Raw genomic sequence first — 20,166 nt, forward strand, 5'->3', positions numbered from 1 at the left:
TCAGCCGCGTGCATTGACGCGGTACTGCGCGACCAGGCCAACGGTTGCGGCGACGAGGACGGCGACGCCGTAGCCGAGGACGGTGCCCTGCAGACCGACCGGAGCGATCAGGAGTCCTGCGACGATGGCCGGCACTCCGAAGCTCAGGTAGGCGACCAGGTAGATGGATGCGAAGAGCCCCGCCCTCTGGTGGGGCTGTACGAGCGGGGCGATGGTCCGGATGGCGCCGGAGAACGAGGCGCCGAAGCCCACGCCGCCGATGATGCCTCCCACCCACAGCAGAGACAGCGATCCAGTGGCGACACCGGCCTCGATCACTGCGGTTCCCAGCAGCACCCCCGCGCCGCCGACGAAGATGGTGCGGCGTGCTGTCAGACGGCCGAGGAAGAGGCCGGCCACGGCGGCCGCCGCGGGCTCGACGAAAGCCGTGGCACCGTTCAGGAGACCACTGTGCAGGCCCAGCAGGTCCCGGATGATAGTGGGCACGAGCCCCATGAAGAGGCCGGCCAGCATCCATGCGGCCATGTGAACGGGAATGCTCGCCAGGAACTCACCACGTGCGGCCCGGGGGATGGAGACGCGGGGAATGAGGGTGCGTGCCGTTTCGGGGCGACTGGAGACGGTCTCCGCGGAGAACGCGGCGACGGCCGTGCCGACGACCATGATCGCCGCGAGGGCCGTGAACACGATCGCAGTCGCATGGCTGCTGAACTGGACCGCCGCGCCGGTCAGCAGGGCGCCCAGGCCGAGCCCGCCCGCCGGAGCGATGCTGGTGATGATGGTGCCGAGCTTCTTGTGGCGTTCCGGGGCATGTTCCACGACCGAGGCGGAGAAGGCGCTCGTGGCCGCGCCGGTGGCGATGCCCTGGATCGTGCGGGCTGCGACGACCCAACCGATGTCCGGAGCGAAGACGAACATGAGCATCGCCCCGAGTTCCACGAGGAGCGAGCCGACCAGGACGGGCCGGCGTCCGATGTGGTCGGACAGCGATCCGGCGACCAGCAGGGCCGCCAGCAGGCCGAGCGCGTAGGAAGCGAAGGCAACGGTCAGCACCCAGGCGGGGAAGTGCCACTGCTGCTCGAAGACGACCAGCAGCGGGGTCGGTGCGCCTGCGGCCACGTACAGCGTTGCGAAGACGGCAGCCGACCCGGCGAACGCAGCGGCAGGGGGAAGCAGCCTGCGGGACCGGCCGGGCTCAGAGGCCGCGAGGCCGGGGCTGCGGTCATGCCGTGATTCGGTGAGGGACACTTCAGAGCCTCCTAAGGCCAAGTTTTGTGCATTAGCGTCACTGTAAGCCCGGAGGCGGCTTAATGCCAAGTGGTGTGCGTTATAGTGGGGGGATGGTTGCAGAATCGTCCCCGCGGCGGCGCACCGGAGGCCGCAGCGCCGTGGTGCTGACGTCCATCAGGAAGGCCGTCGAGGAACTGATCGCCGAACGGGGAAGTGACGCCGTCACCATCCCGATGGTCGCGGAGCGTGCGGGAGTGAATCACTCGAGCATCTACCGGCGCTGGGGCGACGCCCGGACCATGATCAACGACCTGGCGACCTACCGGCTCGACCCGGACCGCGGCCTTCCCGACACCGGAGACCTGCGCGCCGATCTGACCACCTGGGCACAGGAACTCATCAGCCACTACAGCGTCCCGGTGAACGCCGCCCTTCTGCGCGGCGGAGCCGCCGCAGCCGGCGAGGACGAATCGGACTGCCTGCGCGACCGCCGGACCGAGGCAGCCGGCTTCGCCGCACGCCCCGGCAGCACCTTCACCGGCGACCAGGTCATCGACCTGCTGGTGGCCCCCATCATCTACAGAGCCATCTTCCTGCCCTGGACACTGCCCGAGACGGATGCGCGCACCTACGTCGACGAACTCTGCGACCGCTCCACCTGACCCCCACCACGCAAACCAGCGACACCGGTCGCAGTCTTCGCCCGCTCGGGTCGACTCTCCCGGGAGTCCGATGGGTGCGGCGCACACAACTTCCCGTTCGGACACCGCTCAGTCGCCGGCCGGGGAGCACGCGCCAGGTCGGCGGTGAATGGCTACCCGTTTTGGCGATGCCGGCGCGGGGCGCACTCGTGGCGCGGTCAGGCAACGCGGTCAGGCAACAGAGATCTCGGTGAGGTCGATGGAGACGAGGACCGGCTCGGGCAGGACCCGCGCATCCTCCTGAACGGGCAGGACGTACCGGTGAGTCGGGAAGACCAGTCCCGACACCGTTGCGTGCTTCTCGCACAGATGCGCAGCGGGCGCGCCGCCGAGTACGTCGGCTGCGTAGTCATGACGGCGCAGCAGCCCGGCGGTGTTGTAGGAGAAGGTCTGCTCTCTGGCGTGTGTCGCGAGAGCGTCAGGGAAGGTCGCCCGCAGCCGTCGCCAGCTCTCGTCGCCTTCTTGCCAGGGCTCCAGTTCCTCCACCGCAACGCCGGGGCGCGTCAGCAGGTAGGGAGCCGTGAGGTAGTTCCACATGGCATAGCCCGCGAAGTACAGCACATGGAGCTGGTCCCAGAGGGTGTCCGGGCCGTGGCCGGCGAAGGCTTCCCGTGGGGAGGTCCGCTCGGCCACGACCTCGCCGTCCCGCCTCTCGATCGCGACTCGGCCGGACGTGAATACGCCGCGTAGTTCCGGGCCGGTGAAGCCCTCGAAGACGACGCGCTGCTGCTGCGCGTCAACGGTCATGTCGGCCGTGGCGAGGATTCCCTGGCGGCCGCGAAGGGTCCACAGAAGTCCGCCCACGGACCCCTTGGCGTGGATGGTTCTCGCTTCTCGCCACCGCTGGAGGCCGCCATGGGCCTCAAGAACAAGATCCAACAGGTTCGTCATGGGTAGGCCTCCGTGGTGAGTGACCTGTCCGTGTGTCGATGTTCCTACCGAGCCGTCACGTCTCCGAGTCACGCCTGCCGGTCGGCCTGACCGGCCTGAGGGTTGGTGAACATGGGGTTGCCGGCGACGGTGTCCTGCGCGGCCACCTCATCCTGCAGGACGTCCCAGTGCTCCACCACCAGGCCGTCCTCGAAGCGGAAGATGTCGATGCCGAGGAGGGGCTTGTCGAGTCCGCCGGAGTACCGGCCGTGGACCATGACCAGGTCTCCCTCGGCGATGATCGCTCCCGGCTCGTAGCGGGTGGTGTCGGGCAGGCCGGCGATGAACCCGCGCAGCCCAGCCTTGGCCGGCGGAATGAACGCGTTGTGCTGCACGTAGTCCGGGTGCAGGTACCGGTCCAGCGCCGTGAAGTCCTTGGAACTGAACGCGGTCGTCAGGATCTCGAGGATGACGGCCTTGTTCCGCTCCGCTTGAGTCTGCGTCTGCGTCTGATGCATCGGAATCCTCCACCATTTTTGTTGACCGATTGGACCACTATCGAAGCATGATGTGGTCCAATCGGTCAACAAATCGCCATGCCAGGGTCTCAGCGCAAGACGGTCTCAGGCATCCTCCGAAAAACAGGCATCCTCCGAAAAAGCGGAGGTCCACATGAGGTCAGGAAGCGGTGTTCGATCGCTCGCCCCGGCCCGGTCTGTCCTGGTCATCCCCGTACCGAGGTGGCCGGCGCTGTCAAGCTCCGTGAGGCGTTCGAGTACCGGTCTGCTCGCCGATCCATGACGCGGCGAAGCGTGTCCATGTCGATGCTTCTCCAGCCCCATGAGCAAGGCCCAGGCTGTGCGGGCCGTAGGGGAAGACGTGCACCGAGTGGGGCACGTTGTCGGCGGCCAACGCCGCAGCAAGGCGATAGGTGTGTTCCGGCGGAACATAAGGATCCTCCGCCGTGTGCCAGAGGAAGAACGGAGGAGCCGACGGAGTGACCAACGCGTCGAGCGAGATCGAACGACGCAGCTCCGGCGTCGCGTCCTCACCCAGCAGAATGAGCTGCGAAGGACGGTACGTCTCGGTCTCCATCGACGTGATCGCATAGCCGAGAACAGCGAACTGAACCGATGTCCGCTCATCGACGTCCGGCGCGAGGGCCGCCAGGCCCCCGAGGTGCCCACCGGCCGAGAAGCCCACGACCCCGATCGTGTCGGCCCCCTTGTCCCGCAGGCGCCGGATCTCGGTCTGAAGTGCCGCGAGCGGCGCTGGATGCCGCGAGTTGAGCGGATACCGGAACACGCTCGCCTCCAAGCCCAACCCGCTCAGCCAATCGACGATCGGCTCGGCCTCGTGAGCGGCATGCACCTCATAACCGCCCCCTGGCAACACGATCACATGCGCAGACATCTCATCGTCCTCTTTCGTCGACCGAGCGAACCGCTCGGGCACACGAGCCGAGTGAGCTCGTCCACGGCTCACATGTAGCCGTCACAGTGACACGGTCGCACCCTGAAGCGGCGGTGCGCAGGACATCAGTGCCTGCCGAGGAGTGCACCACGCGGCTGACGTTTTCATCATCGACGTAGGCATTGCCACCGGTCCCGCGTTCGGGCCCCTTCGCCGCCCATCACATCGCCGACTCCCGTAGACGCAGGTCCTTGCGCACGATCTTGCCGACCAGGGCTTCGGGATCTGGTCCAGGATGATCATCCGCACTCCTCTGCTCTCGGAAGTCAGCGTGCGGCAGTGGGCGCGGGTCGGGGCTCCTTCGGCAGGCCGAGCACCAGCTCCCCGACGATGCCGCGTTGGATCTGGGAAGAGCCTGCGTAGATCGTGCCGGCGCGGGCGTTGAGGTAGACGCTGGTCCAGGACGCGGACGAGTTCGGCGCGCCGGGGTCGTCGGTGTGGAACCAGTTCGGCGAGGACCGCCCGGTCGGGGTCAGCGCGTCCAGGCCGAGGACGTCCACGGCCAGTTCGGTGGCCCGCTGGTGGTACTCGCTCCAGAGCAGCTTGAACGCGGCAGCGGCGGGGCCGGGTTCCTGTCCGGCGATCAGTGTGGCGGCGGTGCGCAGCCCATGGCAGCGCAGTTGCTCGACCTGGACATGGCACCAGGCAATCCGACGGCGGATGTCGGGGTCGCGGTGCAGCCCGCGCTCCCGGACCAGCTCGATCAGCCGGTCCAGCTCGTTGCGGAAGCGGATCGGTGCCTTCAGCGCGGTCGCGCCGCGCTCGAAGCCCAGTAGCGTCATCGCAACCGTCCAGCCACGGTCGACCTCTCCCACGACCAGGCCGAGTTCGGTTGTCGCGTTGTCGAAGAAGACCTCGTTGAAGTCCGCCTCGCCGGTGAGGTTGCGGATCGGGCGGATGTCGATGCCGGGTTGGTCCAAGGGGACCAGGAGCATGCTGATGCCGCGGTGCGCCGGGGCGTCGGGACTGGTCCGGGCCAGGACGAACGTCCAGTTCGCCTTGTGCGCGCCGGAGGACCACAGCTTCTGCCCGTTCAGTACCCACTGGTCGCCGTGCGGTTCGGCCCGCAAGGAGAGCGAGGCCAGGTCCGAGCCGGCGCCCGGCTCGGAGAAGCCCTGCGCGAAGACGTACTCGCCGGAGACAATCCTCGGCAGAAACCGACGCAACAGGGTCGGGTCGCTCCAGCGCAGCATGGTGTTGCCCAGCATGGCGATGCCGAACTCGTCGTTGTCCGAGCCGTAAGGAATGCCGGCTGCGGTCAGCTCCTCGATGACGACGACCAGTTCCGCCGGTCCGAGGCCGGCGCCGCCGTACTCCCGCGGCCATGCCGGGGCAACCCAGCCGCGCTCGGCGAGCGCGGTCCGCGTCCTCTCCTGAAACGTCCCGCGCTCGATCGGGTCGAGGGCGCCGATGCCCCGCCAGTCCCGCGGGACCAGGTCCGCCACGAATGCCTGCACCGAAGCGCGGAAGCGCTCCGCCCGCTCGCTGCCCTGCGGTTCCACCAAAGCCTCCCTGCGTCTTCGGTAAGCGAATGACCAGAACAGTTGCGTAGATAGACTCACTAGTCAATGCTGGGCGCCGTGGATTTCCCCCGACGTGAGGAGGGCCCCCGATGCGCTTCGCGCCAACCGACGAACAGCTCGAACTGAGCCGAACCGCAGAGCGGTTGCTCGCCGCCCACGCCCGCAGGAACACCCTTCCTCCGCCTTGGGAAGCCATCCCCCAGACCCTCAGCCGTGAGCTGTGGGCCTCACTCGCCGAACTCGGACTGCTCGGCCTGGGTGTGCCCGAGAGACTGGGCGGCTCGGGTGGCGGTGTAGCGGACCTGTGTGTGCTGGCCAAGCGGGTGGGGGCGGCCCTGCCCACCCTCCCGTTCGCCGCCACTGCGACCGTCGCCGCAGTGCTGGCCGAGCACGCCGACAGTCCCGCCACGCGGGCCGCGCTGGCCGGCGTCGTGAGCGGCTCCACCGTCGCCGTACCGGCCTGGGAGACCTTCCCTGCCGACATGGTGCCCGGCCGGCGAGCGGGCTCACTGACGCTGAACGGCTCGGCGGCGCACGGCATGCTGGCAGCGGTGCCGTTCGGCCTCGACGCCGAACTGCTGCTGGCCTTCGCCGACGAGGGCAGCGCCCCGGCGCGGCCGGTCCTCGTGGAGCTCGCCGAACCGACCACCGCGCGGACCTCCGTGGAGTCACTGGACGTCACCGAGCCGATGGCGAGCCTGCGGCTGACCGGCGCGCCCGCCATACCGCTCGGACCGCTCGGCGCACCTACAGCCGCCCGCCTGCTCACCGTGCTGGCAGCCGAGCTCATCGGCACCGGGCGACGCGCGCTGGAGGGCGCCGTTGAGTATGCCGGGCAGCGGCGGCAGTTCGGGCGGCCGATCGGATCGTTCCAGGCCGTCAAGCACGTACTCGCCGACCGGTCCGTCCAGCTCGACGCCGCCTGGATGCTCGTCCGGGAGGCGGCCCACGCCCTCGACGGCAAGCGTGCTGACGCCGGCGTGGCGGCTCGTACCGCGCTCGCGGCGGCGGCCGACGCGGTCGAGGCAGTGACGGCCGACTCCCTGCAGACCCATGGTGGCATCGGTTTCACCTGGGAGCACCGGTCCCACGTACTGCTCAGGCGCGCCCGTGCGCGGCGCTCACTACTCGGCCCACCGGCCCACCGGCTCGACGTACTCGCCGACCGCCTACTCGGATCGGCGCATCGGTCCTGACATCGGCCTTACGGGCTGTCACATCGCGGCGGGCGGACCGCGGCTACGCGGTCCGCAGGCTGCGGCAGTTGCCCGCCGCGCCGCAGCTGACGACCTGACACAAAGTCCATCTACACAACATGACTGTTCAGATCCCTACTCTACGGGGATCTTCACTACCGAATGAGGAGGCCGCCGGGCCATGGAATGGACGGGCGCGCGCTACGCGGACAAGCCGACGGTCGAGGTGCCGATCTGGATCGCCGCCCCGCCGGAACGGGTATGGGGGCTGGTGACCGACATCGAGCTGATGCCGAGCCTGAGCGCGGAGTTGCAGTCGGTGGAGTGGCTGGACGGGGCGACACAGCCCGCGCCGGGGGTCCGCTTCGTGGGCCGGAGCAGCCACGAGGCGCTGGGCGAGTGGGCCACCACCTCCCACGTGGTGGAGTACGAGCCGCCCAGGGTGTTCGCCTGGGCGGTTGAGGACCCCGAGCAACCTTCGGCGATCTGGCGATTCACCCTCGACCCCGAGGACGGCGGGACGCTGCTGCGGCAGTGGATGCAGCTGGGACCGGGCCGCTCAGGTCTTTCGTTTGCCATTGACCGCATGCCGGAGAAGGAACAGAAGATCGTCTTCGTGCGGATGCGGGAGTTCGAGACCAACATCGGCGTCACTCTCACGGCGATCAAGAAGCTTGCGGAGAAGTCCGGAAAGGCGAGTGTGTGATGCGTACGTCGACCACGATCGAGGCATCCGGGGGCAGCTGGCCCGAGACGGTGGACTTCGTCATCGAGGCGGAGAAGCTGGGCCTGGACATCTGCTGGGTGGCGGAGGCGTGGGGTTCCGAGGCACCGTCGCCGCTGGGGTATCTCGCCGCCCGGACGGAGCGCATGCTGCTCGGCTCCGGGATCATCCAGCTCGCCACCCGCACGCCGATGGCCATCGCCCGAGCGGCGATCACCCTGTCGCAGATCTCCCAGGGGCGCTTCCTGCTGGGACTCGGCCCATCCGGCCCGCAGGTGATCGAAGGACTGCACGGCGTACCCTTCGACCGGCCGTTGTCACGGATGCGGGAGACCGTCGAGATCGTGCGGCAGGCCGCCGCGGGCGAGAAGGTCCTCTACACCGGGCGGGAGTTTCAGATCCCGCTGCTCGGTGGGGATGCCAAGCCCATGCGCCTGTCCATGCGCGCCGAGCACGACATCCCGATCTACCTGGCGACCCTCTCGCCCAGGATGCTGCAACTGACCGGTGAGATCGCCGACGGCTGGCTCGGCACCAGCTTCGTGCCCGAGGGCGCCAAAGAGGCCTACTTCGACCACCTGGACGCGGGCATCACCGCCTCCGGCCGCTCACGCGCGGACCTCGACATCTGCCAGGGCGCCGAGGTGGCCTTCGCCGAGGACGAGGACGCACTGGGGACGATGGTGGCCGGCCGGAAGAAGGAACTTGCGTTCAGCCTGGGCGGCATGGGCTCCGCGAGCACCAACTTCTACAACAACGCCTACAGCCGCCAGGGCTGGGCCGACGTCGCCGCCGAGGTCCGCGAGCGCTGGCAGGCCGGCGACCGGGACGGCGCAACCGAACTGGTCACCGACGAGATGGTGCTGGGCACCACGCTCATCGGCACCGAGGGCATGGTGCGGGACCGGCTGCGGGTGTGGCGCGACGCCGGCGTCGACACCGTTCGCTTCTACCCCGCCGGCGAGACGCTGGACGCCCGGCTCACCACCCTGGGCCGGGCCCTCGACCTGGTCCGCGCCATGGAACGCGACCCGGGCCGGTAGAACGCAGTGCTGCTCGCAGTGCCGTACGACGGTCGTGGGAAGCCCGGTCGCGTCGCTGCGCGCCCAACCGGCGGACAAGGCGGTACTCAGCTGCGTGACCCCGCTCGGCTTCGACAAGCGGGGTCCCGACAGCCTGACCGTCGACCGATGGAAGCGTCGCCATCGATCTGACGCTCGATCACCGTTGCGTGTCGCCGCGGTGGCGACCACGCCTGCGGCTACCCACCGCCCGGCTTGCGAATCCACGGTCTGAAATGCCGAGTCCTATGGTGAGACCTATATGCTGACGCCATGAGGCGGACCTCTTTCGCGAACTGGCCGTGCTCAGTCGCGCGGACCATGGACATGCTCGGGGACTGGTGGACGCCGCTGGTCCTGCGGGAGGCCTTCTACGGGATCAAGCGGTTCGACGCGTTCCAGCAGGAGCTCGGCATCGCCCGCAACACCTTGACCGACCGTCTCCGTCGCCTGGTCGATGAGGGCCTCATGGAGAAGAAGGCCTACCAGCACGAGCCGGTGCGCTACGACTACGTGCTCACGGAGAAGGGGCGCGACTTCTTCGGCGTGCTGGCTGCCATGAACACCTGGGGCAACCGCTGGCTCAGCGGCGAGCAGGGACCGCCGGTGGTCTTCCACCACGACCGCTGCGGTCACCAGAGCGACGCCGAGGTCGTTTGCGCCTCGTGCAAGGAACCGATGACAGCCGACGACACCCACCCGCGCCTCGGCCCTGGTTATCCCCAGCACCTCGCCGAGCGCCCGGACATCCAGAGTCGCTTCACCGCCTGATCAGCACAGCTGCGCCGTCGGCGGCGGTCAGGCCCCATCACGTCTGGCGCCGACCCACTCCGACAGACAGCGGCACGTCACTTCGGGGCTCGGCGGGCCACTCTGCCGGGTCCTTGTCGGCCTTGCTGCGGTGCGATGCGGCGTCACCGGGACTGCCCACCCCGCACGGCCTCGCCGGTCGCCGACGGCGGGCCGTCGGCGACCGGAGGCACCTCAGCCCTGGCCTGAGCCTGGCCGCGCTGAGGTCGTGCGTGGTCGCCGAGGCGTAGATCTTCCGTGCCGTGCCGCAAGGCTGACGCGAAGGGATCGCCAGGCAAATTGGCACGAGAACACCAAATCGGTCAGAAACGTGGTATTCCGCGCCCAGTGGCTACGCCTCCGCTGCGACCTAGCGTCGTACGTACTGACGCCATCGGATCCTCGATCGAGATCGATCTGAAGGAGCGGAACATGAAGCCGACACAGAGCTCAGCGGTCGGCCCGGGCCAGACCGTGCCGAACGGCGCCTCCCCGAGCGGCAACGGAAAGTTGTCCGGGGTGGAGCCGCCAGTGCTGGGCGGACCGGAGCACTCCGACTACTACCTGCTGGACAACCTGATCACCGATGAGCAACGGGCCCTTCGGAAGAAGGTCCGCGAGTTCATGGACCAGGAGGTCACCCCGATCATCAACCCGTATTGGGAGCGGGCGGAGTTCCCCTTCGAGCTGGTGCCCAAGCTGGCGCAGCTGAACATCGCGGGCTTTCAGATCGCCGGCCACGGCTGCCCCGGGATGAGCAACCTGACGGCCGGCCTGGTGATCCTCGAGCTGGCCCGGGGCGATCTGAGCATGTCGACGTTCATGGGGGTCCACTCGGCCCTGGCCATGACGTCGATCGGACTGCTCGGCTCCGAGGAGCAGAAGGAGCGCTTCCTGCCGCCGATGGCACGTCTGGAGAAGATCGGCGCCTTCGGCCTGACCGAGCCCGCGCACGGCACGGACGTGGTCAAGCTGGAGGCGACCGCGCGCCGGGACGGCGATTCCTACGTCCTCAACGGCTACAAGAGGTGGATCGGCAACGCATCCTTCGCCGACTACGTGATCATCTGGGCCCGCGGCGACGACGGGCACGTGGGCGGCTACGTGGTCGAAAAGGGCACGACCGGCTTCGACGCCCAGGTCATCAAGGGCAAGACGGCTCTGCGCTGTGTCCAGAACGCGCAGATCTCCCTCACCGACGTCCGGGTGCCCGCCGAGAACCGGCTGGCGAACGTGAATACCTTCCGCGACACCGAGAAAGTCCTGCTGGCCTCACGCTTCTGCGTCGCCTGGGAGTCGATCGGCGCCGCCGTCGCGGGCTACGAGACGGCTCTGGCCTACGCAAAGCAGCGCAAGCAGTTCGGGATGCCGCTGGCCGCCTTCCAGCTCGTCCAGTACCGGCTCTCCCGGATGCTGGCGGACATCACCGACATGCTGTGCATGCAGTTCCGGCTCAGCCAGCTCCTGGACGAGGGCGAGTACTCGATGCCCCGGGTCGCGCTGGCCAAGATGCACTACACCGAACGGGCCCGGGCCATCCTCGCCGACGCCCGCGACATGCTCGGCGGCAACGGCATCCTGCTCGACTACCACGTCGCCCGGCACCTGTGCGACATCGAGGCGATCGACACATACGAGGGCACCGACACCGTGCAGGCGCTGATCGTCGGCCGCGACATCACCGGCTACAACGCCTTCGTACCCATGGCGCCGAGCCACTGACCCCGGTGTGTATCGCGGCGCTCCGTGACGGCGGGTCGACCCCGGGCGCCGTGTGCGACCCCACTGAGGACAAGGAGTAGTCATGAGCAGCACACCCCTCCTGGAGGGACTGCACGTCGTCGATCTCGCCAGTTTCATTGCCGGGCCCGCCGCGGCCACCGTCCTCGGTGACTTCGGCGCCGACGTCGTCAAGGTGGAACCACCGCACATGGGCGACGCGTACCGTTCACTCAGCCGCATCCCTCCCAACCCCCAGGTCGAAGGGGTCAATTACCCCTGGCAGCTGGACAACCGCAACAAGCGCAGCATCGCGCTCAACCTCAAGTCGCCCAGCGCCCGGCCCGTACTCGAGAGTCTGGTGCGGTGGGCCGATGTGCTGGTGACGAACTTCCCGCCGCGGACGCGCGAGAAGCTGGGCCTGGAATACGACACTCTGGCCCCCCTCAATCCCCGGCTGATCTACGCCGATGTCACCGGCTTCGGCGAGGAAGGTCCGGACGCGCATCTGCCCGGCTTCGACGTTACGGCGTACTGGGCGCGCAGCGGCCTGATGGACCTCACGCGCCAAAGGGACGTGGCGCCGGCCACGAACGCGTTCGGATCGGGCGATCACTCCACGGCGATCACCCTGTTCGCCGGGATCATGACCGCGCTGTACCGGCGGGAGAAGACCGGCCAGGGTGCACGCGTCACGGCCTCGCTGCTCGCCGAAGGCGCCTGGGCGGCGAGCATGTGGCTGCAAGCCGTACTGGTCGGGGCGAAGCCCCCGCGCCCCATCGACCGGTCCGACCCGCCCAACGCACTCGTGAACATGTACCGCACGGCGGACGACCGCTGGATCGTCCTCGGCTTCGCCAACGAGGACAAGCAGGTCCCGCCCTTCCTCAAGGCCATCGGTCATCCCGAGGCGGCGGAGAACCCGCGCTACGCCGACACCCCGAGCCGCCGCGCCCACGCCGCCGAGATCGTCGGCCTGCTGGACAAGACATTCGCGACTCGCTCCCTGACCGAGTGGCGCGAGCTGCTCGACGCCGCGGGCCTCACGTACGGGGTCGTCCAGACGCTCGAGGAGTGCGCCCAGGACCCCCAGCTCCTCGCCAACCAGGTGTTCGTGCCGATCGACGACGGCAGCGACGACCCGCACCTGACCGTCGACAGCCCCGTCCGGCTGGACCAGGAACAGAAGGTCCGTCCGGGCCCGGCCCCCGACCTGGGCGAACACACCGAGTCCGTGCTCCGCGACCTCGGCTTCGACACCACCGGAATCGAGGAGCTGCGCAAGGCCGAAGCAGTCGTCTGAAGCCGCGGCTCATCAACGCGACGGAAGAGAAGAGAAACGGAAGAGAAGAGAAGAAGGGAAACATCATCATGACTACGGCCAACGACACGCCGACCGTACGAACTGAGGAGACCGACGGCATCTTCGTGATCACGATCGACCGTCCGAAGGCTCGCAACGCCATCGACGGGGACACCGCCAGGGCCCTGGCGGCTGCCGTCGATCACCTGGAGTCCCGTGACGACCTCCTGGTCGGCATCCTCACCGGCGCCGGCGGCGTCTTCAGCGCCGGCATGGACCTCAAGGCGTTCGCGGCCGGAGACAAGCCCATCGTCGAAGGACGGGGTTTCGCCGGCATCACCCGCGCCCGGATCAAGACCCCGCTCATCGCCGCCGTCGAGGGCTACGCGCTGGGCGGCGGGACCGAGATGGCGCTCGCCTGCGACATGATCGTGGCCGCGCGGAACGCCACTTTCGGTCAGACCGAGGTCCACTACGGCATCGTGCCACCCGAAGGGGGCATGGTTCGCCTGCCCGAGCGCATCCCGCGCAACATCGCCCTGGAGCTCCTGCTGACCGGCGAGCCTCTGCCCGCCGAACGCGCCGAGCGGTTGGGCCTGGTCAACCACCTCACGGAACCGGGCCAGGCCCTGCAGCGGGCCCTGGAACTGGCCACCAGCATCGCGCACAACGCGCCCCTGGCCGTGGCTGCCATCAAACGCGTCGTCAACGAGCGGCGAGCGTTCGGCGACGAGGACGCGTTTGTCGAGCAGGACCGGATCGTCGCACCGGTCATGGCGTCCCACGACGCGCAGGAGGGCGCCCACGCCTTCGCCGAGAGGCGCTCACCTCACTGGCAGGGCCGCTGACACCAACCCCGGCTCCGTCATTGCGACGGCCGACACACCGGTGCATTTCATGGGGGGCTGACGCGAGGGAGCGTTCGAACCGAGGCACTCAAGGGGCTGCGCGGCCGAAAGACCCATAAAGCCGAAGAGAGGAGCCGGCATGAACCTCGCATCCGCCTTGGTGAGCAGCGCCCGGACCCATCCGGATCGCGCCGCGCTCCGTCTCGAGGACGCCGTCGTGTCCTATCGCACGCTCGACCAGGGCAGCGCCCACATGGCCGGACTGCTTCACCACCGTGGCGTGAAGCCCGGGGACCGAGTGGCGGTCATGCTGCCCAACGTCCCCGAGTTCGCCGTCGCGTACTTCGGCGTACTCCGGGCCGGCGGCATCGTCGTCCCGATGAACCCCCTGCTCAAGTCCCGCGAGATCGCCTACTACCTCGGCGACTCGGGCGCCCGGCTCCTGTTCACCTGGCACGCCTTCGCCGACGAGGCACGGGCCGGTGCGCGGCAGGCCGAGGCCGAGGTGGTCGTCGTCAGCCCCGGCACATTCGATGCCCTGCTCACGACCGCCCCGTCCGTGGAGGACCTGGCCGACCGGCACGAGGACGACACCGCAGTGATTCTCTACACCTCGGGAACGACCGGTCAGCCGAAGGGCGCCGAACTGACCCACGCCAACCTCACCCACAACCGCGACATCGTGGCCGGCGAACTGCTGCAGCTCACCGCCGACGACGTGATCTTCGGTGGGCTGCCCCTGTTCCACGCGTTCGGGCAGACCTGCACCCTCAACGCCGCCGTCGCCTCCGGCGCGTGCCTCACGTTGTTGCCGCGCTTCGATGCCGGGAAGGCATTGGGAATCCTCGGCGAGCACGGGGTGACCGTCTTCGCCGGGGTGCCGACGGTGTTCGGCAGGCTGGTGCGGGAGCCCGATCGAGACGCGTACACCGTCTCCCGGCTGCGTGTGTCCCTCACCGGCGGCGCGGCGATGCCGGTCCAGGTGCTGCACGACTTCCAGGCCGCGTTCGACTGCGTCGTGCTCGAAGGGTACGGGCTGTCGGAGACCTCGCCCGTCGCCTCGTTCAACACCTTGCAGGCCGGACCCAAGCCCGGTTCGGTCGGCACCCCGATCCGGGGCGTCGAGATGCGGGTGGTCGCGGGCGACAGGGAGGTACCGCTCGGGGAGAGCGGCGAGATCGCGATCCGCGGGCACAACGTGATGAAGCGGTATTGGCAACGCCCCGAGGAGACCGCCGCCGCGATCCGGGACGGTTGGTTGTACACCGGCGACATCGGCCGGGTCGACCAGGACGGGTACCTCTGGATCATCGGACGGACTAAGGACGTGATCATTCGGGGCGGCTACAACGTGTATCCCCGCGAGGTCGAAGATGTGCTGTACGAGCATCCGGAGGTCGCCGACGCGGCGGTCATCGGCCTCCCCAGCTCCGATCTCGGTGAGGAGATCGGTGCCGCGGTCGTTCTCAAGCCGGGCGCCCGAACCACTGCCGAGGAACTGCGTGAGTACGTCAAGCATCAGGTCGCCGCATACAAATATCCGCGGAAGGTATGGATCACGGACACGCTGCCGAAGGGACCGACCGGCAAGATCCTCAAGCGGCAGATCGTCCCGCCGCCCGAGCTGGACAGGCGATGAGGCGACTGGGCCGGGGCGGGTGAGAAAGGCGAACCTGCGACTGGGCACGGCGTGACGCACTCGCCGTACGCCGTGCGTGCCCACAAGGGCCGCTACTCGCCGGCGGCCTTCGGCTCGCTCATCCGGCGGGCGGCCTCGACGACTGCGGAGCGGTGCAGGGCCAGCCGCTGGGGCGACCAGGACTGACTGACCTCCTCGGGGCCGACGTCCTCCGCGGCCCAGAACCACGCCTGGGCCGCGGCGAGAACCATGGTCAGGAGATCGGCGGGCTCCATCCCCTGGGCGAGCTCGCCGCGCTGCTGCGCGTCGGCCACTTCGGTGGCCTTGCGCTGGAAGGCGCCCGGTTCGAGTCCGGTGGCGGAGGGGCGCTCCAGCAGTTTCCACAGGCGCAGGCGCATCAGGTCCGGCCGGGCGACGAGGTGGTCGAAGATCGCGCCGGCGTATCCGGGCAGGTCCTCGACGTCGAACGGCACCGACTCCGCTCCCGCCGTCATCGCCCGTCGCAACACCTCGTCGAACAACTGCTCCTTGTTGCCGAAGTAGGCGTAGATCAGCCGCTTGTTCGCCCCCGCGGCCTCCGCGATGCGGTCGACCCGGGCACCGGCGATGCCGTAGGCGGCGAATTCGGTGAAGGCGGCGTCGAGCAGCCGGGCCTTGGTGGCAGAGGAGTCCCGTGGCATACGTGCCACCCTAGCAAGTAACTATCTAGTTATTGACACTGGCGACCCGCGGGTCTACGGTCATGTATCTATCCAGTTAGTTATGGAAGGAACCCTCATGGAACACCGCGCACTGGGCAGCCAGGGCCTGACCGTCGGAGCCCAAGGTCTCGGCTGCATGGGTATGAGCGCGTTCTACGGCGCCACCGACGAGACCGAGTCACTGGCCACCATCGACCGCGCGCTGGAACTCGGCGTCACCCTGCTGGACACCGCCGAGAGCTACGGCCCCTTCGTCAACGAGCAGCTCCTCGGCAAGGCGCTGGCAGGGCGCCGGGAAGTCGCCGTGGTCGCCACCAAGACCGGCGTCGAGATCACCGACGACGGCCGCGCGCTCGGCCTCAACGGTCGGCCCGAGTACGTCCGCCGGGCCCTCGAACGCTCGCTGCGGCACCTGGGCACCGACCACGTCGACCTGTACTACCTGCACCGCATCGACCCCGACGTGCCCATCGAGGAGACCGTCGGGGCACTGGCCGAACTGGTCGCCGAGGGCAAGGTCGGCCACATCGGCCTGAGCGAGGCCTCCGCACAGACCATCCGGCGTGCCCACGCCGTCCACCCGCTCACCGCCGTCCAGACCGAGTACTCGCTCTTCGAGCGCGGCATCGAACAGGACGGGGTGCGCGACACGCTGCAGGAGCTGGGAATCGGCCTGGTCGCCTACTCCCCGCTGGGGCGCGGCTTCCTGTCCGGCGCGATCACCAGCCCCGACGACTTCGCCGAAGACGACTGGCGCCGGACCGACCCCCGGTTCCAGGGCGAGAACTTCGACCGCAACCTGGACGTCGTCCGCGAGGTCCGCCGCATCGCCTCCGACAAGGACGTCACGCCCTCCCAGCTGGCCCTCGCCTGGGTCCAGCACCAGGGCGCGATCGCCATTCCCGGCACCAAGCGCCGCCGCTACCTGGAGGAGAACATCGCCGCGACCGAGGTCACGCTCACCGCGGACGACCTGGCCGCGATCGAGGCGGTCGCCCCGCACGGCGTGGTCACCGGCGACCGCTACGCACCTGAGTTGATGGGGACGCTCAACGGCTGAGAGCCCGCCTGCGCCTCACGAGATCCCATCGCGGGTCCGGAAGACCCCCGCTCCCGCCCCTCACACGCAGTCCCAAGCCCTCGCGTCTCGAAAGGCCCCCCATGCCCCAGCCCGCCACGCGGTCCCGTATCGCCATCGGCGGAACGACGATCACCTATCTCCCCGACGGTTTCGGCGCACACAATCCAGACGTCCTGTTCCCGGGCGTGGACTGGACGACGCGCCCCGGGTTCCTCGAAGACGGGCAGCTCGTCCTCTCGTTCGGCTCCTTCCTGATATGCGCCGGGGACCAGCGGATTCTCGTGGATCTGGCCGTAGGGAAGATCGACGTGGACGTGCCCGGCGTCGCTCAGCTCAAGGGCGGTTCGCTGCTGCGGAACCTCGCCGAGGAAGGACTCTCCGCCGACGACATCGACACGGTGGTGTTCACCCATCTGCACCTCGATCACGTCGGCTGGACCAGCGATGTCGCGCCGCTCCCGAACGCGCCCACGACGGACTCACCCACGGGCCTCACCTTCGCCCGGGCACGCCATCTCATGTCGGAAGACGAGTGGCAGTACTGGTCGACGAGGGCGGCGGCCATGGGCGGACCGGACGCCGAGGCAGTGCTCAAGCCGCTCGACGGCGTCGTCGAGTTCGTCAGGAGCGGCGACAGCATCGCGCCCGGGGTGACCGTCGAAGCGACACCCGGGCACACGCCCGGACATCTGGCGATCGTCGTACGGGATCCGTCGGGCGGCAGCACCGAATCCGCCTGCATCGTGGGAGACATCCTGCACTCCCCCGCTCAGGTCGGCGACCCCGATCTGGTGTTCTCCTCCGACGTCGCTCCGGACCAGGCCCGAGCGGTGCGCGACCGCGTGCTCCAGCGGCCGGACACCGTGATCGCCGCCGGGCACTTCACGGACGACGTGTTCGGCCGTGTCACTTCGGTGGGCGACGCGCACGCCTGGGCTCCCGTCGGCGAGGCGCCGAACGCGATCGGCAACTGAGCCGCACACATCGCGGCCCCCGGTTTTCTCACGTCACTCAAGTACCTCAACTCACTCACATCAGGAGACTCACCTCATGTCCGTGCCTCAGCCGCCCCACCTGTTCGGGGCAAGCACTACCGCCGCCGAGACAATCGATGGCGTCGACCTGCACGGCCGCCGGGCCGTGGTGACCGGAGCCAGTTCCGGAATCGGGGTGGAGACGGCCCGGGCGCTCGCCTCGGCGGGCGCCGACGTCACCCTGGCCGTACGGGACACCGACGCGGGTGCCCGTGTGGTGGCGCGCCTGGAGGCTGAACTTCCCTCCACGTCGGGGAAGTTGGCAGTGGGGCGGCTCGACCTGGCCGACCGGTCGACGGTCGCCGCGTTCGTGGCCGACTGGACGGGCCCGTTGCACATCCTGGTCAACAACGCCGGAGTGATGGCCCCGCCGCAACTCATCCGCACGCCTGACGGCCGGGAATTGCAGTTCTCCGTCAATCACCTGGGCCACTTCACGCTCGCCGTCGGCCTCCACCCGGCCCTCGCGGCGGCGGACGGCGCCCGGATCGTCTCGGTCGCCTCGATCGGCCACCTCTTCTCCCCCGTCGTCTTCGACGACCTCGACTACCGCTTCCGGCCGTACGACCCCTGGACCTCCTACGGGCAGTCGAAGACCGCCAACGTCCTGTTCGCCGTCGGTGCCGCCGAGCGATGGGCCGACGACGGCATCACCGCCAACGCCCTGATGCCGGGCAACATCGCCGACACGTCCCTGGCCCGGCACATGGACATGCAGCAGGTGGCCGACTTCATCGCCTCGGGCGAACTCGCACTGCCACCGCAGAAGACCGTGGAGCAGGGCGCCGCGACCTCGGTGCTGTTGGCCGCCTCACCGTCGGTGGAAGGCATCACCGGCCGCTACTTCGAGGACTGTGCGCAGTCCGAGCCGGTCGCCGAGCGAGCCGGTGCCGTCGCCGGCGTCGCGCCGTACGCCCTGGACCCGGAGAACGCCGCCCGGCTGTGGTCCGTGTCCGAAGCCCTCGTCCGCTAGAGCTCTACGCTGCCGACATGACCTCACGACACCAGCAGTGGACCCGGCTGCGCCGTCAACTGTGGCAGCCTCCGCGCGCCCATGGCGAGCAGCCGCGCGAGCGCGTGGTCGGCCCGCTGGAACTGTTCTACGACCTGGTCGTGGTGGTGCTGGTCGCCCAGGCCGCCCACCACCTGGCCGGGGACCTCGACTGGCACGGTCTGGGTCTGTTCGCCGCGGTGTTCGCGCTGGTGTGGATCGCCTGGTTCAACGGCACCCTCCACCACGAACTGCACGGGCACGAGGATGCCCGCGGCCGGAGCGTGTTCCTGCTGCAGATCCTCGTACTCGTCCCGTTGGGCGCGTTCATCCCCGAGGCAGGCGGCGCACGCGGGGTCGCGTTCGCCGTGACCGCGGGGGTGCTGTTCGCGGTGCTGGCGGTGCTGTGGCTGCTCGCCGCACGCGGTGACAGCCCCGAATTCCGCCGCCCCAGCAGGTTGTTCGTGACCGGGACGGCAGCCTGCGCCGTCGTCCTGGCCGCGAGCGCCGCCCTCCCCGCGGACGTCCGCGTACTGACGTGGGGTCTTCTGGCCGTCGCGTACCTGGCGGGGTTCGCGGTCATGATCGGTTCGGCCACTCCGGTGCAGGCGGTCGCGCTCAGTGTGACCGACGCGCTCACCGAACGGTTCGGGCTGTTCATCATCATCGTGCTCGGCGAGACCGTGACCGGCGTCGTCGACGGACTGGCCCACGAGCCGACCAACGCGCTCACCCTCGCCGTCGGGCTCGTCGCCGTCGTCATCGGCTTCGGTGCCTGGTGGACGTACTTCGACTTCGCCGGGCACCGGCGGCCGAGGCCCACACGCGCAAGCACCGTGCAGTGGATGCTGGTTCACATGCCGCTCACGGCCGCGGTGGCCGCCATGGGCGCCGCGATGGTCGGTCTCGTCGAGCACGCCCACGACAGCCGGACTCCCACCGCCACGGCCTGGGTCCTCTGCGGGGGCGCGGCCGTCGTGCTCTGCGCGACGATGGTGCTCGCGGCCTCCCTGCGCGTCTGGCACGTGGACCGCGGGCTCTACCGGCCGCTGGCCCGCACCTGCGTCGTCGTGGCCGTCATGTGTGTGGGAGTCGGTGCGGCACGCCCGGCTCCCCTCGTTCTGGGCCTCGCGCTCGTCGTCCTCCTCGGTGTCCCCTGGGGACTGGCCGTGGCATACCGCCTGTCCCACGAGGGGGAATCCGCCGCCGAGGAAGTGTCGGCGGCGGAGCATCAGGACGACAACCGGCGCTGAGCCTGCACGCGAAGCACTCCGGACGGTCCT

The 20,166-nt window shown here is 69.0% G+C and carries 19 protein-coding genes; 13 read left to right on the plus strand and 6 right to left on the minus strand.

Annotation, left to right across the window (positions count from 1 at the left end):
• Positions 1–1,248 carry an MFS transporter gene (locus tag FNV62_RS02950; protein ID WP_143654172.1) on the minus strand — a complete coding sequence of 416 codons (1,248 nt, stop codon included), beginning with the start codon at positions 1,246–1,248 and terminating at the stop codon, positions 1–3.
• Between the two features lie 92 nt (positions 1,249–1,340).
• Between FNV62_RS02950 and FNV62_RS02955 the strand changes: the two genes are divergently transcribed.
• The gene (locus FNV62_RS02955; protein WP_060897259.1) at positions 1,341–1,892 is read left to right on the plus strand and encodes a TetR/AcrR family transcriptional regulator; all 552 of its coding nucleotides are present in this window, start codon (positions 1,341–1,343) and stop codon (positions 1,890–1,892) included.
• A 210-nt stretch (positions 1,893–2,102) separates the two neighbouring features.
• On the opposite strand, the gene FNV62_RS02960 is transcribed toward FNV62_RS02955, so the two are convergent.
• From FNV62_RS02960 to FNV62_RS02975, 4 genes are all read right to left on the minus strand, one after another.
• Positions 2,103–2,822 carry a hypothetical protein gene (locus tag FNV62_RS02960; protein WP_144314607.1) on the minus strand — a complete coding sequence of 240 codons (720 nt, stop codon included), beginning with the start codon at positions 2,820–2,822 and terminating at the stop codon, positions 2,103–2,105.
• A 68-nt stretch (positions 2,823–2,890) separates the two neighbouring features.
• Positions 2,891–3,319, minus strand: coding sequence for a nuclear transport factor 2 family protein (locus FNV62_RS02965; RefSeq protein WP_144314608.1), 429 nt, complete (start codon positions 3,317–3,319; stop codon positions 2,891–2,893).
• A 235-nt stretch (positions 3,320–3,554) separates the two neighbouring features.
• The gene (locus FNV62_RS02970; RefSeq protein ID WP_144314609.1) at positions 3,555–4,214 is read right to left on the minus strand and encodes an alpha/beta hydrolase; all 660 of its coding nucleotides are present in this window, start codon (positions 4,212–4,214) and stop codon (positions 3,555–3,557) included.
• 326 nt (positions 4,215–4,540) lie between these two features.
• Positions 4,541–5,776 (minus strand): acyl-CoA dehydrogenase family protein, encoded by a 1,236-nt coding sequence (locus FNV62_RS02975; RefSeq protein ID WP_144314610.1) that lies wholly within the window; start codon positions 5,774–5,776, stop codon positions 4,541–4,543.
• Positions 5,777–5,886: 110 nt separating this feature from the next.
• On the opposite strand from FNV62_RS02975, the gene FNV62_RS02980 reads away from it, so the two are divergent.
• The 8 genes from FNV62_RS02980 to FNV62_RS03015 all read left to right on the plus strand — a co-directional run bounded on the left by FNV62_RS02980 (position 5,887) and on the right by FNV62_RS03015 (position 15,076).
• Positions 5,887–6,993, plus strand: a complete 1,107-nt coding sequence (locus FNV62_RS02980; protein WP_144314611.1) for an acyl-CoA dehydrogenase family protein — start codon at positions 5,887–5,889, stop codon at positions 6,991–6,993.
• 181 nt (positions 6,994–7,174) lie between these two features.
• The gene (locus FNV62_RS02985; protein WP_143606750.1) at positions 7,175–7,699 is read left to right on the plus strand and encodes an SRPBCC family protein; all 525 of its coding nucleotides are present in this window, start codon (positions 7,175–7,177) and stop codon (positions 7,697–7,699) included.
• On the plus strand, positions 7,699–8,760 hold the full coding sequence (locus FNV62_RS02990) for an LLM class flavin-dependent oxidoreductase (protein ID WP_144314612.1): 1,062 nt from the start codon (positions 7,699–7,701) through the stop codon (positions 8,758–8,760). Before FNV62_RS02985 ends, FNV62_RS02990 begins: the two co-directional genes overlap by 1 nt.
• Before the next feature lie 291 nt (positions 8,761–9,051).
• Complete coding sequence (locus tag FNV62_RS02995) at positions 9,052–9,549, plus strand: winged helix-turn-helix transcriptional regulator (RefSeq protein ID WP_054228522.1); 498 nt, start codon at positions 9,052–9,054, stop codon at positions 9,547–9,549.
• 450 nt (positions 9,550–9,999) lie between these two features.
• Positions 10,000–11,289 carry an acyl-CoA dehydrogenase family protein gene (locus tag FNV62_RS03000; RefSeq protein WP_079089427.1) on the plus strand — a complete coding sequence of 430 codons (1,290 nt, stop codon included), beginning with the start codon at positions 10,000–10,002 and terminating at the stop codon, positions 11,287–11,289.
• 82 nt (positions 11,290–11,371) lie between these two features.
• Positions 11,372–12,589, plus strand: a complete 1,218-nt coding sequence (locus FNV62_RS03005) for a CaiB/BaiF CoA transferase family protein (protein ID WP_144314613.1) — start codon at positions 11,372–11,374, stop codon at positions 12,587–12,589.
• A 68-nt stretch (positions 12,590–12,657) separates the two neighbouring features.
• Complete coding sequence (locus tag FNV62_RS03010) at positions 12,658–13,437, plus strand: crotonase/enoyl-CoA hydratase family protein (protein ID WP_143599812.1); 780 nt, start codon at positions 12,658–12,660, stop codon at positions 13,435–13,437.
• A gap of 139 nt (positions 13,438–13,576) precedes the next feature.
• Positions 13,577–15,076 carry a long-chain-fatty-acid--CoA ligase gene (locus FNV62_RS03015; RefSeq protein ID WP_144314614.1) on the plus strand — a complete coding sequence of 500 codons (1,500 nt, stop codon included), beginning with the start codon at positions 13,577–13,579 and terminating at the stop codon, positions 15,074–15,076.
• Positions 15,077–15,168: 92 nt separating this feature from the next.
• Here the strand turns inward: FNV62_RS03015 and FNV62_RS03020 are convergent, their stop codons facing one another.
• Entirely contained in the window at positions 15,169–15,756 is a 588-nt protein-coding gene (locus tag FNV62_RS03020; RefSeq protein ID WP_143654180.1) for a TetR/AcrR family transcriptional regulator, read from the minus strand.
• 97 nt (positions 15,757–15,853) lie between these two features.
• On the opposite strand from FNV62_RS03020, the gene FNV62_RS03025 reads away from it, so the two are divergent.
• The 4 genes from FNV62_RS03025 to FNV62_RS03040 all read left to right on the plus strand — a co-directional run bounded on the left by FNV62_RS03025 (position 15,854) and on the right by FNV62_RS03040 (position 20,136).
• Positions 15,854–16,837 (plus strand): aldo/keto reductase, encoded by a 984-nt coding sequence (locus FNV62_RS03025; protein WP_143606755.1) that lies wholly within the window; start codon positions 15,854–15,856, stop codon positions 16,835–16,837.
• A gap of 101 nt (positions 16,838–16,938) precedes the next feature.
• Entirely contained in the window at positions 16,939–17,832 is an 894-nt protein-coding gene (locus FNV62_RS03030) for an MBL fold metallo-hydrolase (RefSeq protein ID WP_097282366.1), read from the plus strand.
• Positions 17,833–17,908: 76 nt separating this feature from the next.
• Complete coding sequence (locus tag FNV62_RS03035; RefSeq protein WP_144314615.1) at positions 17,909–18,865, plus strand: SDR family NAD(P)-dependent oxidoreductase; 957 nt, start codon at positions 17,909–17,911, stop codon at positions 18,863–18,865.
• Positions 18,866–18,882: 17 nt separating this feature from the next.
• Positions 18,883–20,136, plus strand: coding sequence for a low temperature requirement protein A (locus tag FNV62_RS03040; protein WP_144314616.1), 1,254 nt, complete (start codon positions 18,883–18,885; stop codon positions 20,134–20,136).
• Positions 20,137–20,166: the final 30 nt, after the last annotated feature.

The organism is Streptomyces sp. RLB3-17, assembly GCF_007113425.2.
GTDB lineage: Bacteria > Actinomycetota > Actinomycetes > Streptomycetales > Streptomycetaceae > Streptomyces > Streptomyces mirabilis_D.

Bases quoted from the DNA above. Each gene is read 5' to 3' on its own strand.
- FNV62_RS02955 (WP_060897259.1), top strand. From the start codon at position 1,341: ATGGTTGCAGAATCGTCCCCGCGGCGGCGCACCGGAGGCCGCAGCGCC.
- FNV62_RS02960 (WP_144314607.1), bottom strand. From the start codon at position 2,822: ATGACGAACCTGTTGGATCTTGTTCTTGAGGCCCATGGCGGCCTCCAG.
- FNV62_RS02965 (WP_144314608.1), bottom strand. From the start codon at position 3,319: ATGCATCAGACGCAGACGCAGACTCAAGCGGAGCGGAACAAGGCCGTC.
- FNV62_RS02970 (WP_144314609.1), bottom strand. From the start codon at position 4,214: ATGTCTGCGCATGTGATCGTGTTGCCAGGGGGCGGTTATGAGGTGCAT.
- FNV62_RS02980 (WP_144314611.1), top strand. From the start codon at position 5,887: ATGCGCTTCGCGCCAACCGACGAACAGCTCGAACTGAGCCGAACCGCA.
- FNV62_RS02985 (WP_143606750.1), top strand. From the start codon at position 7,175: ATGGAATGGACGGGCGCGCGCTACGCGGACAAGCCGACGGTCGAGGTG.
- FNV62_RS02990 (WP_144314612.1), top strand. From the start codon at position 7,699: ATGCGTACGTCGACCACGATCGAGGCATCCGGGGGCAGCTGGCCCGAG.
- FNV62_RS02995 (WP_054228522.1), top strand. From the start codon at position 9,052: ATGAGGCGGACCTCTTTCGCGAACTGGCCGTGCTCAGTCGCGCGGACC.
- FNV62_RS03000 (WP_079089427.1), top strand. From the start codon at position 10,000: ATGAAGCCGACACAGAGCTCAGCGGTCGGCCCGGGCCAGACCGTGCCG.
- FNV62_RS03005 (WP_144314613.1), top strand. From the start codon at position 11,372: ATGAGCAGCACACCCCTCCTGGAGGGACTGCACGTCGTCGATCTCGCC.
- FNV62_RS03010 (WP_143599812.1), top strand. From the start codon at position 12,658: ATGACTACGGCCAACGACACGCCGACCGTACGAACTGAGGAGACCGAC.
- FNV62_RS03015 (WP_144314614.1), top strand. From the start codon at position 13,577: ATGAACCTCGCATCCGCCTTGGTGAGCAGCGCCCGGACCCATCCGGAT.
- FNV62_RS03020 (WP_143654180.1), bottom strand. From the start codon at position 15,756: ATGCCACGGGACTCCTCTGCCACCAAGGCCCGGCTGCTCGACGCCGCC.
- FNV62_RS03025 (WP_143606755.1), top strand. From the start codon at position 15,854: ATGGAACACCGCGCACTGGGCAGCCAGGGCCTGACCGTCGGAGCCCAA.
- FNV62_RS03030 (WP_097282366.1), top strand. From the start codon at position 16,939: ATGCCCCAGCCCGCCACGCGGTCCCGTATCGCCATCGGCGGAACGACG.
- FNV62_RS03035 (WP_144314615.1), top strand. From the start codon at position 17,909: ATGTCCGTGCCTCAGCCGCCCCACCTGTTCGGGGCAAGCACTACCGCC.
- FNV62_RS03040 (WP_144314616.1), top strand. From the start codon at position 18,883: ATGACCTCACGACACCAGCAGTGGACCCGGCTGCGCCGTCAACTGTGG.